This is a genomic window from Rhodococcus sp. D-46, from assembly GCF_011290655.1.
In the GTDB taxonomy this organism is placed as follows: domain Bacteria; phylum Actinomycetota; class Actinomycetes; order Mycobacteriales; family Mycobacteriaceae; genus Rhodococcus_F; species Rhodococcus_F qingshengii.
On sequence record NZ_JAANTF010000015.1, the window covers coordinates 97,102 to 111,840 of the forward strand.

Sequence of the window (14,739 nt, forward strand, 5' to 3'; positions counted from 1 at the left end):
GTCGATCAGGAAGCGGCGGCCTCGAGGATCACCTGGGCGACGTCTTCGGGGCGCGACCACATCGGCCAATGGCCGGTCGGGAGGTCGACGTACGTCACGGGGAGTTTCGCCAGTTCGGCGGCCATGGGATGACCTCCGTCGGCCATCTGGGCAATCACCGCGGACGGGAACGTGCTGCAAACGACGGTTGACGGCACCTGGTAGCGCTTTTCGTTCGTCAGGACAATCGGCTCACGCGCCGGCCCGGCCGGTTCGGGGACGGCGTTGGCGCGAAACGCCTCGAGAGCCTTCTCGTCGAGTCCTTCGAGGCTGCTGCCGTCTGCTTCAAGTTCTGCCCACGTCGGCAGCGGTATCTCGACGACGTCAGCGGCCAGATCCGGTCGCAGCGCCGCGCCGTCGGGCATGGGGCCCGAGTCGACGTAGACGATCCGAGCGACGCGATCCGGGATGCGATCGGTGACGGCGTACCCCACCGGGCCGGCGCCGCTGTGTACGACCAAGACCGTGCGCTCGTCGGAGTCCGATACGGCGTCGACGACTGCACGGACGTGAGCGTCGAAGGTGACCGCTGATCGATCTGTGTCCACTGCGTCGAGCCCGGGCAGTGTCAGGCTGGTCACGCGGGTGTCGGAATGTTCGAGGTGTGGGAGTACTGCATCCCAAGCCCATAAACCGAGCCAGAATCCGGGAACAAGAACGATGTGAGTTTTCATGTACTCACAGTGCACCCGGGTTGGTGACAACAGAGTGTCACCAATTATGTCACCGTTTGGTATCGGAATCTGAGACACTGGTGAACGTGAATCGAGCTGCGAGATTGCATGCTCTCGTCGAGGAACTTCGGCGACAGGGCGATCGAGGGACTACGTGCTCCCGATTGTCCGAGGAATTCGGTGTCACCACCCGGACGATCAAGAGGGATATCGAGACGCTGATGATGTCGGGTGCGGCGATCGAAGCGCGCTCAGGCCCCGGGGGTGGTTACCGACTCGTGGGTCGCGCTACGCTACCGCCGGTGAATTTCACTGTTCCGCAAGCAGTTTCGATCGCGTTGGCCTTGACGGCGATGGGTGATGCTCCGTTTGCGCCGGATGGGCGAGCAGCGCTGGCGAAACTGCTCGATGTGATGGACGAGGAGAGTCGTCGCAAGGTCGCGGAGCTCGGTGGCCGCGTGTGGATTCGCGGTGACGGCGGGGCTCTGACGGATTCGCGCGCGAACCGGCAGGCCGTCGAGCAGGGTCTCGAGCAGAGTCGCGTCGTGTCGTTGCACTACGTGGATGGGGACGGTGCGGAGACGGTGCGGGCAGTTGAGCCGCACATTCTGGCGCAGGACCGTGGGCAGTGGTTTCTCATCGGCTGGTGTCGCCAGCGCGACGCGGTGCGGTGGTTTCGACTCGATCGAATGCGTCGGGCCACGCTGACGAACGATCACTTCACACCACGCGATTCGACCGTCTTCGGGCAACCGCCCGAAGACGCTCGGCCTGTTTCTCCCCGTAGGTGAGTGACTCAGTCGATCATGTTGCGGGCTGCGGCAACGGAATCCGTGATCAGTTCGGTCAGGGCCGTCATATCGACGTCGCTCAGCCGTTTGACGTACAGGCAGCCCTTGCCGATTTTGTGCTTGCCGAGGCGAGCGAGCGTGTCGGTATAGTCGTCGAAGTTCAGCGACAAGTACAACGTGAGCGCGGTGGCCCTGGGGGAGAACCCGATCAGTGGGGTGTCACCTTCGTGGCCACTCGCATATCGGTAGTGCCGTGCCCCGAATCCGATGATGCTCGAGCCCCACATGACAGCAGGCTCGCCGGTTGCGGCCGACAGCAGGGAGATCAGCTCCACGGCGTCGGCGCGTTTGCGGTCGTCGACGCGTGAAATGAATGCGTCGACGTCCTCGGGCGTCGGTTGAGTCTTGTTGGCGGTTGCCAACTCAGTAGACCGGACCGGTGAACTTCTCGCCCGGTCCCTTTCCTGGCTCGTCCGGGTGCGAGGAGGCCTCACGGAATGCGCGCTGCAGGGCTTGGAGGCCTTCACGGATGGGTCCGGCATGAGGGCCGAGGTATTCGACCGACGCAGTCACGAGTCCGGCAAGTGCCGTGATGACGCGACGCGCTTCGTCGAGGTCCAGGTAGGGGCTGGAAGACGGATCGGCGTCGGAGAGGCCGAGTTTTTCGGCAGCCGAACTCATCAGCATCACTGCAGCACGGCTGATGACCTCGACCGCGGGAACTTCGGAGAGTTCGCGGACGTCGGGGTTCGCGCCGTCGGTGTTCTGTTCTGCCTCGAAGTTCTCACTCATGGATGTAAGGATTCCATCAGGCCGTGACGGTGTTGAATCGGGCCTCTCCCGGCAGTACTGGGAGCGGCACCGATTTCTTTCATCTGTGGCGACCTGTTACTCTTGTTGCAACGACCGCCTCCGACTTGTTCGGGGGCAGCAAGTGGAGTCCGACTCCCACCTCTGCGCGGCAGGTGAAACTGCAGTTCAGTGGTTCCGGTCACCTGTTATCGGAGATCATTCTTCGTCAGGTTCCTCGCTCAGTCGAGGAGATAGGTTTCGGCGTGAGCTGGATCTTATGTGATCGGTCGACATCGGGCCCCGCGGATGAGCAATCATCACAGCGGGGCTTTTTTGTTGGGGTGCGGGCGGTACGGGCTGCGTGCGGTCATGAAGACCGCACCGTTCAACCTAGGAGGCCCCATCAGCACTGAGACCCGCATCAACGATCGTATCCGCGTTCCCGAGGTTCGTTTGGTCGGACCTGGCGGCGAACAGGTAGGCATCGTGCGTGTTGAAGATGCACTCCGCTTGGCCCTTGAGGCCGACCTCGACCTGGTCGAGGTAGCTCCTGACGCCCGTCCACCGGTCTGCAAGATCATGGACTACGGCAAGTTCAAGTACGAGGCTGCACAGAAGGCACGTGAGTCACGTAAGAACCAGCAGCTGACGGTCATCAAGGAGCAGAAGCTCCGACCCAAGATCGACGACCACGACTACGAGACCAAGAAGCGCAACGTCGTTCGCTTCCTCGAAGCCGGTTCCAAGGTCAAGGTCACGATCATGTTCCGCGGACGTGAGCAGTCACGCCCCGAACTCGGCTACCGCCTTCTGCAGCGTCTGGGAGCAGACGTCGCAGATCTCGGATTCGTCGAAACCTCGGCAAAGCAGGACGGCCGAAACATGACGATGGTCCTGGCACCGCACAAGGGCGCCAAGACTCGTGTCAAGGCGCAGGAGAGCGCTCAGGCGCCAGTGGCTCAGGCTGCTCCGCGTCCGGCTCCGGCCGCACCGGCTTCCAGTGAAGCAGCTCCGGAAGCACCGGCGACCGGCGATGCCGCTCCCGAGGCTCCGGCCAGCTAGTCGATTTCCCAAGATCCACCACGTAACAAGAACTGAGGACTCCATGCCCAAGATGAAGAGCCACAGCGGCGCCTCGAAGCGATTCAAGGTGTCCGGCAGCGGAAAGCTCATGCGCCAGAAGGCCGGCCGTCGCCACCTTCTCGAGCACAAGTCCAGCAGGGTTACCCGTCGTCTCGACGGTGTCGCTGTTGTCAGCCCTGACGACGCTCCGCGCATCAAGCGCATGCTCGGCATCTGAGTCGCCCCCTTACTGACCACCCGGGGCCGTACTTTCAGCCCCTAGATTGACAGGATTTTTCAAGTGGCACGCGTAAAGAGGGCGGTCAACGCCCAGAAGAAGCGTCGTTCAATTCTTGCTGCATCCAGCGGCTACCGTGGACAGCGTTCGCGTCTGTACACCAAGGCCAAGGAGCAGCAGCTCCACTCGCTCACCTACGCGTACCGCGACCGTCGTGCGCGCAAGGGCGAGTTCCGCAAGCTGTGGATCACGCGTATCAACGCTGCAGCTCGTGCAAACGACATCACGTACAACCGCCTCATCCAGGGCCTGCGTCTGGCAGAGGTCGACGTCGACCGCAAGATCCTGGCCGAGCTCGCTGTCTCCGATGCCGAGGCCTTTGCCGGCCTGGTCGCACTCGCGAAGGCCGCTCTGCCGGCTGACGTGAACGCTCCTGCCGGAGAAGCAGCCTGATTCACGCATCACAGCAACGGCCCGTGGACCCGCTCACCGAGCGGACTCCGCGGGTCGTTTCTGCTGTCAAGCTCCTGCGCACAGCAGAACGACGCAAAGCAGGACGTTTCCTCGTCGAGGGCGAGAACTCGGTCACCGAACTGTTGAACGGTGCACTCTCGAATGGCGAGGCCCGCCCGGTGCACGACCTCTTCTACACCGAGGACGCAGCCGAGCGCTATCAGCACGTCATCGATCGGGCGCTGACCGCTGGAGTTCGTGTTGCTCTTGTGACCGATCGAGCCATCAAAGCTCTCAGTGATACCGTCACGCCGCCCGGACTCGTTGCCGTCAGCGATCTACTGGATGTACCGCTGAGCGCAGCCGTCCATCAGGAGACCCGCCTGCTCGCAGTGCCGGTCGAGGTCAACGAACCAGGTAACGCGGGCACCGTCATTCGCATCGCAGACGCAGTGGGTGCCGACGCGGCAATCCTCGCCGGCGACAGCGTCGATCCGCATAACGGCAAGGTCGTTCGTTCGTCGGCGGGCAGCCTGTTTCACCTGCCAGTCGTCCGCGATCGAGACACAGTGTCGGTGATCGAGCAGATTCGCGCAGCCGGCATTCAGATTCTCGCGACTGCAGCTGACGGCGAGGTCGATCTCGACGAGGCCGACGAGTTGCTGAGCAAGCCGACGGCCTGGCTGTTCGGTAACGAAGCGCACGGTCTCGATCCGGCGATCGCCGCGCAGGCTGATCATCGGGTCAGGATTCCGATCCATGGCCGCGCCGAAAGCTTGAACCTCGCGACAGCGGCGGCAATTTGCCTGTACGCAAGCGCGCGGGTGCAAAATCGCGCCACCGATCACGGCTGAAAACGCACGCGAAGACCTCACGGAATCCCATTTGCGGAAGCCTGAGACAATACAAGAGCAGAGACAATGCTCAAGCGAGTTCGAATGCTCGCTCGCAGTACAAGAAGTAAGCAGTACAAGAAGCACGCAGTACGAGAAGTAAACCGAGAAGCGACAGGAGCGTCACAGCCGTGGCCAAAAATGAGGGCGCGACACCGCCGGAGGTCGACGCGAGTGTACTCACCGAAGAGGCGTTGACCGCTGCGGCTGAGAACGCCGAGAAGGCGCTGGCGGACGCCGCTGACCTGGACGCGCTGGCGCACGTCAAGGTGGAGCACCTGGGGGACAAGTCCCCGATCGCCCTCGCGCGCCGGGGTCTCGGCAGCCTTCCGGGCAAGGAAAAGGCGGACGCCGGTAAGCGCGTCAACATCTTCCGCACTCGGATCAACAACGCGTACGACGCTCGTCGTGAGGTCCTCCTCGCCGAGCGTGACGCCGCGGTGTTGGTTGCCGAGGCAATCGACGTCACTCTGCCTTCCGATCGTCACCCCGTCGGGGCGCGTCACCCGATCAGCCTGATTTCCGAGCAGGTCGCCGACGTATTCGTCGCGATGGGTTGGGAAGTTGCCGAGGGTCCGGAGGTGGAGACCGAGCACTTCAACTTCGACGCGCTCAACTTCTTGCCGGATCACCCTGCGCGCACGATGCAGGACACCTTCCACCTGGCGCCCGAGAACTCTCGCCAGGTGCTGCGTACCCACACCTCGCCGGTGCAGGTCCGCACGATGCTCTCGCGTGAGGTGCCGATCTACGTGGTGTGCCCGGGCCGCACGTTCCGCACCGACGAACTCGATGCGACGCACACGCCTGTCTTCTCGCAGGTCGAGGGCCTGGCCGTCGACAAGGGCCTGACCATGGCCAATCTGCGCGGAACTCTCGACGCGTTCGCTCGTGCCCTTTTCGGCCCCGAGACGCGTACCCGTATGCGCCCCAACTACTTCCCGTTCACGGAACCGTCGGCCGAGGTCGACGTCTGGTTCGCGAACAAGAAGGGCGGCGCAGGCTGGGTCGAGTGGGGCGGCTGCGGCATGGTCAACCCGAACGTTCTGCGCGCCAGCGGTATCGATCCCGACGAGTACTCGGGTTTCGCATTCGGCATGGGCCTCGAGCGGACCCTGCAGTTCCGCAACGGTATCCCGGACATGCGCGACATCGTCGAAGGTGACGTGCGTTTCACGCTGCCCTTCGGTGTCGCAGGCTGACCGATCCGGTCCGCGGAACCTTCACAAAGACTTATCGACAAACGAGAGAGCTGAGCAGACGTGCGAGTAGCGCAATCCTGGCTGACCGAGATCCTGCAGCGGGCAACTCCCAACTGGGAGGTGACCCCGGAAGAGCTGGACGCCGGGTTCGTCCGGGTGGGACTCGAAGTCGAGGAACTCGACACACTCGAGGCGATCGACGGCCCGTTGGTCGTCGGCAAGGTCGTCTCCATCACCGAACTGACCGAGTTCAAGAAGCCGATCCGCTTCTGCCAGGTCGAGGTCGGCGAACCCGAGCCCCGTGGCATCGTCTGTGGCGCGCGCAATTTCAACGAGGGTGACCTCGTCGTCGTTGCGTTGCCCGGCGCGGTGCTGCCCGGCGGATTCGAAATCGCCACTCGCAAGACGTACGGCCAGGTGTCCGACGGCATGATCTGCTCCGTCTCGGAACTCGGTATCGGCAAAGACCATTCGGGCATCTTGGTGCTCGAGCCCGGTACCGCCGAACCCGGCGCGGACGGCAACGAGTTGCTCGGTCTCGGTGACACGATCATCGAACTGAACATCACCCCGGACCGTGGCTACTGCTTCTCGGTCCGCGGTCTCACGCGAGAACTCGCGTGCGGCTTCGATCTCGAATACGCCGATCCCGCTTCGGTTCCCGCTCACCCGGCTGAGGGTGAAGCCTGGCCGGTGCGCCTCGAACCGGAGTCCAAGGCTTCGCGTTTCGTGATGCGGAAGATCACGGGTATCGATCCGCAGGCAGTGAGCCCGTGGTGGCTGCAGCGTCGACTGCTGCTCTCGGGTGTTCGCCCGATCTCGCCGGCAGTCGACGTCACCAACTACGTGATGCTCGAACTCGGTCAGCCTCTGCACGCGTTCGATGCGACCGCAGTGCAGGGCGACCTGGTGGTCCGTCGCGCCAAGGCGGGGGAGAAGCTGACGACGCTCGACGACGTCGAACGCACGCTCGATCCCGAAGACGTTGTCATCGCCGACGATTCCGGAGTCATCTCGCTGGCTGCCGTCATGGGCGGCGCAACCACCGAGGTGGGAACGGCAACGACGGACATCCTCCTCGAAGGAGCTACCTGGGATCCGCTCGCAGTCTTCAAGACGGCGCGCCGGCACAAGCTGCCGAGTGAGGCGAGCAAGCGTTTCGAGCGCGTCGTCGATCCGGCAATTCCGCTCGCGGCCGTCGACCGCGCAGCCGCTCTGCTGGTCGAGATTGCCGGCGGACGGATCGAACCGGTCCTGACCGACGTGGGCGATGTCGCCCCTCGCGCTGCCATTCGCATGGATATCGACCTGCCCGACCGTGTCGCCGGAGTCACGTACCCCAACGGCACCGCAGCTCGCCGCCTCACCCAGGTTGGCTGCAACGTCGAGGTCGGCGTCAGCGAAGAAGGACACGGCCAGTTGGTCGCGACGCCGCCGTCGTGGCGTCCGGACCTGGTGCAGCCTGCGGACCTCGTCGAGGAAGTTCTTCGCCTCGAAGGTCTCGAGCAGATCCCGTCTGTGCTTCCCGCCGCTCCGGCCGGACGTGGGTTGACTCCGTCGCAGCGGCGAAAGCGCACGGTCTCGAAGGCCGTGGCTCACGCCGGTTACGTCGAGGTCCTTCCTCCGGTCTTCCTGCCTACGAACGTCTTCGACGTCTGGGGCCTCGACGCGGATGATCCGCGCCGCAACACCAGCAAGGTCCTCAATCCGCTCGAAGCCGATCGTCCGGAGTTGGCGACCACGCTGCTCCCGGGTCTGCTGGAGATCCTGGCTCGCAACGCTTCTCGCGGTCAGCGTGATCTGTCGCTGTACGGCATCGCGCAGGTCGTCCTGCCGGGCCCCGACACCGAACCGGTGGATGCATTGCCGGTGGATCGTCGCCCGACGGACGAGCAGATCGCGAACCTGATCGCGTCGTTGCCGGCACAGCCGGTGCACATCGCTGCAGTGTTGAGTGGTTTGCGTGAGCCGAGCGGCCCCTGGGGTCCTGGCCGTCAGGCCGAGGCTTCGGACACTTTTGCAGCCGTGCGGGTCATTGCAGCTGCAGCAGGCGTCGAGGTGGAACTGCGTGCGGCGCAGTACCTGCCGTGGCATCCCGGCCGTTGCGCCGAGGTTGTCGTTGACGGCAACGTAGTCGGTCATGCGGGCGAACTGCATCCGGCTGTTCTCGAGCGTGCGGGACTGCCCGCGCGCACCTGCGCACTGGAGATCGACCTCGACGCTTTGCCGTTGGTCGAGAACCTGCCGGCGCCGCGCATTTCGCCCTTCCCCGCAGTGCTCCAGGACGTGGCAGTTGTTGTCGATCGCGACATTCCGGCAGCCAAGGTGCAGGAAGCTCTGCGTTCCGGCGGCGGTGAGCTTCTCGAAGACATCCGCCTCTTCGACGTCTTCGAGGGCGAGCAGGTCGGTGAAGGCCGCAAGTCGCTCGCGTTCGCATTGCGATTCCGTGGTGTCGACCGGACGCTGACCGAGGACGAGGCCAGTGCCGCGCGCGATGCAGCAGTGGAGGCGGCTTCCAAGGCTGTCGGTGCGCAGATGCGTGGCTGATTTCCTCAACTGATCACAGAGCCCACGACCGTTGCCGGTGGTCGTGGGCTCTGTCGTGTTATCGGCTTTTCGACTGAGGTGAATCGGAAAGCCACACATCTGGCGCAACGGTGTCCGTCCGTCGCCCTTGCTGGTCGAGCACGTGGCCGAGCAGTTTGCGCAGATACAGCACGATGGATCGTTCCGTGACGCAAAGACCCGGAATCTCCTTGCGCAGACGAGTTTCGAATGCATCGAGTTCTGCAGGAGAATGCAGCCACAACTGAACCACCAGGTTGTCGGGGCCGACTACAGCGAAGCAGTTTCGAACTTCCGACGCCCGACTCAGCACTCGTCCCGCCGTATCGAGAAGCTCGGGTTCGACGCGGCACCACAAAGTGGCGAGCACGGGAAGGCCGGCCAGCGGCCGCGCGAATTCACACCGCAGCGCCACCAACCCCGAAGACGTGAGCCGGTCGATCTGGCGTTTGCACGCAGCGGGACTGACACCGATCGCGTCGGCCAACTCCTTCATGGGAGTGCGCCCGTCGTAAGCGAGCTTCGTCAGAACCTTGCGATCCTGTTCGGATATCCCGGTCGGCCGAGCGCGCACGGCAGGACGGTTTTCGCTGGTGGTCAGCACACCCTTCTCGGACGGTGCCAGCGCATTGAGTCTCCATCGCCCACCTTCGGTGAACCAGCGTGTGATGATCGAGGTTCGTGTCGCCAGTACACCGTCGATCGTTGCGACGTCTTCCGAGATGAAGCGCGACATCGACGCCAGATCCGCGGTACCGGCTGTGACGAGCAGATCTGCTCTGCCCGTTGATGCTTCGATGGTCACGGCGTGGGCCGAGCGAGTCAGCCGTGCCGCGACGGTGTCGAGAAGAGCAGGTGAGCAATCGATTTCGATGATCGCTGTGACGATGCTGCCCAGCACCTGTGGCCCTGGAGTGACCGTGACCCAGGCCAACGACGATTCGGAGAGTCGATTCCAACGACGGGCGAGAGTCGCGGCGTCGAGTTCGAGTGGTTCGGCCAACGAAAGCCACTTCGATCGCGGTGCGAGCTGGAGCGCATTGATTATCCTCAGATCGATTTCATCTATCCTGCGACCGTTGCCGGCATCTGGTGCGCTCATAACGTCATTATCCGGCATATTGCTGCAAGATTCGGACTATCTGCGACGCTCGACGGATGATCACAGAGGAGAAGTACGCGCTGATCGGAGCGGGCCCGTCTGGATTGGCCGGCGCGCGAAACCTCGATCGGGCCGGGATAGCGTTCGACGGCTTCGAGAGCCACGACGACGTCGGTGGGCTCTGGGACATCGACAACCCGCACAGCACCGTCTACGAGTCGGCGCACCTCATCTCTTCGAAGGGCACCACCGCATTCGCGGAGTTCCCGATGGCTGATTCGGTGGCCGACTACCCGAGCCACGTCGAACTTGCCGATTATTTCCGCGACTACGCCGATACTCACGATCTTCGCAGGCACTTTGCCTTCGGCACTACCGTCGTCGACGTCTCGCCGGTCGATTCGCTGTGGCAGGTCACCACGCGCAGTCGCAGCGGTGAGACAACAGTCGCGCGGTATCGAGGCGTGATCATCGCGAACGGAACGCTGTCGAAGCCGAACATGCCGACTTTCCGGGGCGACTTCACCGGCACGTTGATGCACACGAGCCAGTACCGCAGCGCCGAGATCTTCCGCGGGAAGAAGGTACTGGTCATCGGGGCGGGCAACAGTGGATGCGACATCGCCGTCGATGCCGTCCACCAGGCCGAGTGCGTCGACCTGAGCGTTCGGCGAGGCTACTACTTCGTCCCCAAGTATCTGTTCGGCCGACCCTCGGACACCTTGAATCAGGGAAAGCCGTTGCCGCCGTGGATCAAACAACGCGTCGACACCTTGGTACTCAAGCAGTTCACGGGTGATCCGGTGCGGTTCGGATTTCCGGCACCGGACTACAAGATCTACGAATCGCATCCGGTCGTGAACTCGTTGATCCTGCACCACATCGGGCACGGTGATGTGCACGTGCGCGCCGACGTCGACCGGTTCGAGGGGAAGACGGTGCGGTTTGTCGACGGATCGTCTGCCGACTACGACCTCGTTCTCTGCGCCACGGGTTATCACCTCGACTATCCCTTCATCGCGCGCGAGGACTTGGACTGGTCGGGCGCTGCCCCGGACCTGTTCCTCAACGTCGCGAGTCGCCGCCACGACAATCTCTTTGTTCTCGGCATGGTCGAAGCATCCGGTCTCGGGTGGCAGGGCCGTTTCGAGCAGGCCGAGTTGGTGGCCAAATTGATCACCGCACGTACCGAAGCCCCCGCCGCGGCGCGGGAATTCTCGGCGGCGGCGGCCGGTCCTCCTCCAGATCTGTCCGGGGGATACAAGTACCTGAAGTTGGGACGAATGGCCTACTACGTGAACAAGGACGCCTACCGCTCGGCGATCAAGCGGCACATCGGACCGCTTGATGCCGCTCTGACGAAGGGAGGACAGTGATGCCGATCGACGACGTGGTGCTCAACTTCAACCCGGGATCGTTGATGATCCTTAACGTGGTGCTGGCCACGATCATGCTGGGGATCGCCCTCGACACCTCGGTTGACGACTTTCGTCGTGCGCTCACCAAACCCAAGGCGATGGCGGTGGGTATTGCTGCGCAGTTCCTGCTGTTGCCGGCAGTGACTTTTCTCCTGACGCTGATTCTCTCGCCGGCTCCGTCGGTAGCACTCGGCATGATCCTGGTGGCGTGCTGCCCGCCAGGGAACATCTCGAACGTCCTGACTCACCGGGCGGGCGGCGACGTCGCACTCTCGGTGTCCATGACGGCGGTGTCGAACGTCCTCGCGATCTTCCTCATGCCGCTCAATCTTGCGTTCTGGGGGAGCCGACGCCCGGAGACCGACGCTCTGTTGCAGTCCGTGAACCTGAATGCGCTCGAGATGGTCGCGCAAATCGCCCTGATCATCGGTGTGCCGTTCGTTCTCGGCATCTGGGCGGCACGAAGGTTTCCGGAGATCGCCGCGAAAGCGCAGCCTTGGGTGAAAAACGGTTCGTTGGTGGCGTTGTTGATCTTCATCGTCGCGGGGGTGTCGGGGAACGCGTCGTACTTCGTCGACTACATCGGGGTGGTACTGCTCGCGGTCTTCCTGCACGACACGGTTGCCCTAGCACTGGGATACTTTTGCGGCGCCGTCACCGGGTTGAACGAATACAGCCGTCGCGCCGTCTCTTTCGAGGTCGGCATCCGCAATGCCGGGCTGGGGCTTGGCCTGGTGTTCACGTTCTTCGACGGGCTCGGTGGCATGGCCGTCGTGGCCGGCTGGTGGGGGATCTGGGACATCATCGCCGGGTTGGCTCTGGCGACGATCTGGTCCAAGCGACGCGCCCGAAAGGCGGTACCGGCATGACCGTCGCACTCGTCACGGGCGGAAACGGGTTCCTGGGTACCGCTGTCATCGACGCACTGATCGCGCAGGGCATCACCGTCGTCTGTGTCGACCTCACGGTCAAGGACACGCCGGACGATCGCATCCGCCGCGTCAGGGCGGACGTCTGCGACCCCACAGAATTGGGGCGGGTGTTCGGTCAGTACCGACCGAACGTCGTGATCCACCTTGCGTCCATCGTGAATCCCGGCAAGAAAACGACAGCAGAGCAGGAGTACCGCGTCGACGTCGACGGGACACGAAACGTGCTCGCGGCCTGCGTCGAACACGGGGTTGGACGGGTCGTCGTGTCTTCGTCCGGAGCGGCGTACGGCTACCACTCCGACAACCCACCGTGGATCACCGAGGACGTACCTGTCCGAGGCAACGACGAATTCACATACAGTCGCCACAAACGCCTGGTCGAGGAGATGCTCGCCGAATATCGCGTCGAACACCCGGAGTTGGAACAAGTTGTCTTCCGGATCGGCACGATCTTGGGCGAGAGCGTCGACAATCAGATCACCGCGTTGTTCGATCGCCGCAAGCTGCTCAAGGTTGCCGGGAGCGACAGCCCCTTCGTCTTCGTCTGGCACACCGATGTCGCGGGCGCTTTTGCGGAGGCCGTGACCGGAAACCAAGTGGGCATCTTCAATGTCGCGGGCGACGGCGTGCTGACCGTCGACGAGTTGGCTTCCCGGATGGGCAAGAGCACGGTGACGCTTCCTGCATGGTTGTTGCGAGGCGTTCTACGCGTCGGACGGCGATTAGGCGTAACGGAACACGGTCCGGAGCGCGTCGGATTTCTCCAGTACCGACCGGTTCTCGACAATCGGCGGCTCAAGGAACAGTTCGGATACGTCCCCGAATATTCGAGCGAGGAAGCGTTTGCCGCGTATCTCGCGTCACGCTGACCCCTTCGACGGACGGTCGTGGAAGGATCGGAATTGTCCGTCGGCATTTTCGAGAAGGGACTGACAGTGTCACGAAATGATGGGCCCGAACATGATGGGTCCGAGCACGATGGTTCCGTGCACCAGGTAGTCGAGGCCGCCAGTGCACTCGACGACAAGGACTTCCTCGCGGTCGTCCGCGCAGTGGTCGAGCGTCGTCCGAGTTTGTCGGTCCTTCTTTCCGTGGTGGACACCGCTGCCGCGAGCCTCGAGCCGAACCGCGTCGAGGACGAGAACGAGATCACCGACGCCGAAGAAGTCGAACTGCCCGACACCGTTGTGGAGGTCGACGAGATCATCGACGTCCCGGTGGTGCTTGCGACCGATCCGAGAATTCCCGAACCCGACTACACCGAAGGCGGAGTGCCCACTTTCGACCGCGTTCGGGAGAAGATAGAGGGGCGCTTCGGTACTTCAATAGGTTCGTCCGAACTGGCGCACGAGAGTCCTGCCGGAAAGTCCGTCGACGAGCAGTGGGACGAGCGCCAGAAGGCCGCAAAGGCCAAGCTCGAGGAGATCCGGCGATCCATGGGTAAGTAATTATGCATTCCGATGCACAATGATGCATACTGTGTGACATGACTGAAGGTGGTACGACCGAGAACGCACGCAAGCCGATCAGAGTCGCCGTTGCCGGCGCCAGTGGGTACGCCGGTGGTGAGGTTCTGCGTCTGCTCCTCGGGCACCCCTCCTATGCCGACGGCAGTCTGGTGATCGGTTCGCTGACCGCCGGTGGCAACGCCGGTTCGACGCTCGGTGAGCATCATCCGCACTTGCTTCCACTCTCTTCGCGGGTACTCGAAGAGACCACTGTCGAAATCCTCTCGGGTCACGACGTCGTCTTCCTCGGTCTCCCACACGGAAATTCGGCTCAGTACGCCAAGTTGCTGCCCGAGTCGACGGTCATCATCGACTGCGGCGCGGACTTCCGGCTGCAGGATCCCGCAGCCTGGGAGAAGTACTACAAGAGCACTCATGCCGGTACCTGGCCATACGGTCTTCCTGAATTGCCCGGTGCCCGTGAGAAATTGGTAGGCGCAACCCGCATCGCTGTTCCGGGCTGCTACCCGACGGCAGCGAGCCTCGCGCTGGCCCCCGCCGTTGCCGCGGGGATCGTGGACTCACACGTGAACGTGGTCGCGGTCAGTGGCACTTCGGGCGCCGGCCGGGCACCGAAGGCTGATCTGCTGGGTTCCGAGGTCATGGGCTCCGTCCGTGCGTACGGCGTCGGCGGTGTCCATCGCCACACCCCCGAGATCATTCAGAATCTCTCGGCCGCAGGCGGCAAGGACATCAGTGTCTCCTTCACTCCGGTCCTCGCGCCCATGCCGCGCGGCATCCTCGCGACCTGCACGGCAGCCACCACGGCCACCGAAGAGCAAGCGCGCGAAATCTACGAAAAGGCATACAACGACGAGCCGTTCATCCACGTGCTGCCTGCCGGAGTCTTCCCGCAGACCGGTGCCGTGATCGGATCCAATGCCGTGCAGATCGGGGTCACCGTTGACGCCGACGCCGGTCAGCTCGTTGTCATCTCGGCAATCGACAATCTCACCAAGGGCACCGCCGGTGGCGCGGTGCAATCGATGAATCTCGCCCTTGGCCTACCCGAGACCGCAGGTCTCTCTACCGTGGGAGTAGCTCCGTGAGCACCGACAATCCGCAGCAGA

At 63.2% G+C, this 14,739-nt stretch carries 16 protein-coding genes; 12 read left to right on the forward strand and 4 right to left on the reverse strand.

The annotated features are described in order from the left end of the window. Positions 1-5: 5 nt before the first annotated feature. Entirely contained in the window at positions 6-713 is a 708-nt protein-coding gene (locus G9U53_RS31170; RefSeq protein ID WP_165639869.1) for an alpha/beta hydrolase, read from the reverse strand. 80 nt (positions 714-793) lie between these two features. Between G9U53_RS31170 and G9U53_RS31175 the strand changes: the two genes are divergently transcribed. Beyond that, complete coding sequence (locus G9U53_RS31175; RefSeq protein ID WP_047270467.1) at positions 794-1,504, forward strand: WYL domain-containing protein; 711 nt, start codon at positions 794-796, stop codon at positions 1,502-1,504. A 5-nt stretch (positions 1,505-1,509) separates the two neighbouring features. Here the strand turns inward: G9U53_RS31175 and G9U53_RS31180 are convergent, their stop codons facing one another. Together G9U53_RS31180 and G9U53_RS31185 are read right to left on the reverse strand one after the other, a co-directional pair. Further along, positions 1,510-1,926 (reverse strand): DUF1801 domain-containing protein, encoded by a 417-nt coding sequence (locus G9U53_RS31180; RefSeq protein WP_003944044.1) that lies wholly within the window; start codon positions 1,924-1,926, stop codon positions 1,510-1,512. A 1-nt stretch (position 1,927) separates the two neighbouring features. After that, on the reverse strand, positions 1,928-2,296 hold the full coding sequence (locus tag G9U53_RS31185; protein ID WP_007736262.1) for a DUF1844 domain-containing protein: 369 nt from the start codon (positions 2,294-2,296) through the stop codon (positions 1,928-1,930). Positions 2,297-2,665: 369 nt separating this feature from the next. Between G9U53_RS31185 and infC the strand changes: the two genes are divergently transcribed. The 6 genes from infC (at position 2,666) to pheT (ending at position 8,691) form a co-directional block, all read left to right on the forward strand. Continuing rightward, positions 2,666-3,358 (forward strand): translation initiation factor IF-3, encoded by a 693-nt coding sequence (gene infC, locus G9U53_RS31190; protein WP_003944008.1) that lies wholly within the window; start codon positions 2,666-2,668, stop codon positions 3,356-3,358. 43 nt (positions 3,359-3,401) lie between these two features. Then, complete coding sequence (gene rpmI, locus G9U53_RS31195) at positions 3,402-3,596, forward strand: 50S ribosomal protein L35 (protein ID WP_003944043.1); 195 nt, start codon at positions 3,402-3,404, stop codon at positions 3,594-3,596. 63 nt (positions 3,597-3,659) lie between these two features. After that, the gene (gene rplT, locus G9U53_RS31200; RefSeq protein ID WP_003944011.1) at positions 3,660-4,049 is read left to right on the forward strand and encodes a 50S ribosomal protein L20; all 390 of its coding nucleotides are present in this window, start codon (positions 3,660-3,662) and stop codon (positions 4,047-4,049) included. A gap of 23 nt (positions 4,050-4,072) precedes the next feature. Beyond that, positions 4,073-4,903, forward strand: coding sequence for an RNA methyltransferase (locus tag G9U53_RS31205; protein WP_007736261.1), 831 nt, complete (start codon positions 4,073-4,075; stop codon positions 4,901-4,903). A gap of 170 nt (positions 4,904-5,073) precedes the next feature. Next, a complete protein-coding gene (pheS, locus tag G9U53_RS31210; RefSeq protein WP_003944109.1) occupies positions 5,074-6,144 on the forward strand; it encodes a phenylalanine--tRNA ligase subunit alpha in 1,071 nt (356 codons plus the stop codon). A gap of 60 nt (positions 6,145-6,204) precedes the next feature. Next, entirely contained in the window at positions 6,205-8,691 is a 2,487-nt protein-coding gene (pheT, locus tag G9U53_RS31215; protein ID WP_075833306.1) for a phenylalanine--tRNA ligase subunit beta, read from the forward strand. Positions 8,692-8,749: 58 nt separating this feature from the next. On the opposite strand, the gene G9U53_RS31220 is transcribed toward pheT, so the two are convergent. Next, positions 8,750-9,811 carry an Lrp/AsnC family transcriptional regulator gene (locus G9U53_RS31220; RefSeq protein WP_054801331.1) on the reverse strand — a complete coding sequence of 354 codons (1,062 nt, stop codon included), beginning with the start codon at positions 9,809-9,811 and terminating at the stop codon, positions 8,750-8,752. 56 nt (positions 9,812-9,867) lie between these two features. On the opposite strand from G9U53_RS31220, the gene G9U53_RS31225 reads away from it, so the two are divergent. From G9U53_RS31225 to argC, 5 genes are all read left to right on the forward strand, one after another. Then, positions 9,868-11,187: an NAD(P)/FAD-dependent oxidoreductase gene (locus G9U53_RS31225; RefSeq protein WP_165639870.1), complete on the forward strand. Its 1,320-nt coding sequence runs from the start codon at positions 9,868-9,870 to the stop codon at positions 11,185-11,187. Beyond that, on the forward strand, positions 11,187-12,098 hold the full coding sequence (locus G9U53_RS31230) for a bile acid:sodium symporter family protein (protein ID WP_047270476.1): 912 nt from the start codon (positions 11,187-11,189) through the stop codon (positions 12,096-12,098). The genes G9U53_RS31225 and G9U53_RS31230 overlap by 1 nt, the downstream gene beginning before the upstream one ends. Further along, a complete protein-coding gene (locus G9U53_RS31235) occupies positions 12,095-13,030 on the forward strand; it encodes an SDR family oxidoreductase (RefSeq protein ID WP_054781544.1) in 936 nt (311 codons plus the stop codon). The genes G9U53_RS31230 and G9U53_RS31235 overlap by 4 nt, the downstream gene beginning before the upstream one ends. Before the next feature lie 117 nt (positions 13,031-13,147). Then, the gene (locus G9U53_RS31240) at positions 13,148-13,609 is read left to right on the forward strand and encodes a hypothetical protein (protein ID WP_054187435.1); all 462 of its coding nucleotides are present in this window, start codon (positions 13,148-13,150) and stop codon (positions 13,607-13,609) included. Between the two features lie 38 nt (positions 13,610-13,647). After that, positions 13,648-14,718: an N-acetyl-gamma-glutamyl-phosphate reductase gene (gene argC / locus G9U53_RS31245; RefSeq protein ID WP_019748609.1), complete on the forward strand. Its 1,071-nt coding sequence runs from the start codon at positions 13,648-13,650 to the stop codon at positions 14,716-14,718. The last annotated feature ends 21 nt before the right edge of the window (positions 14,719-14,739 follow it).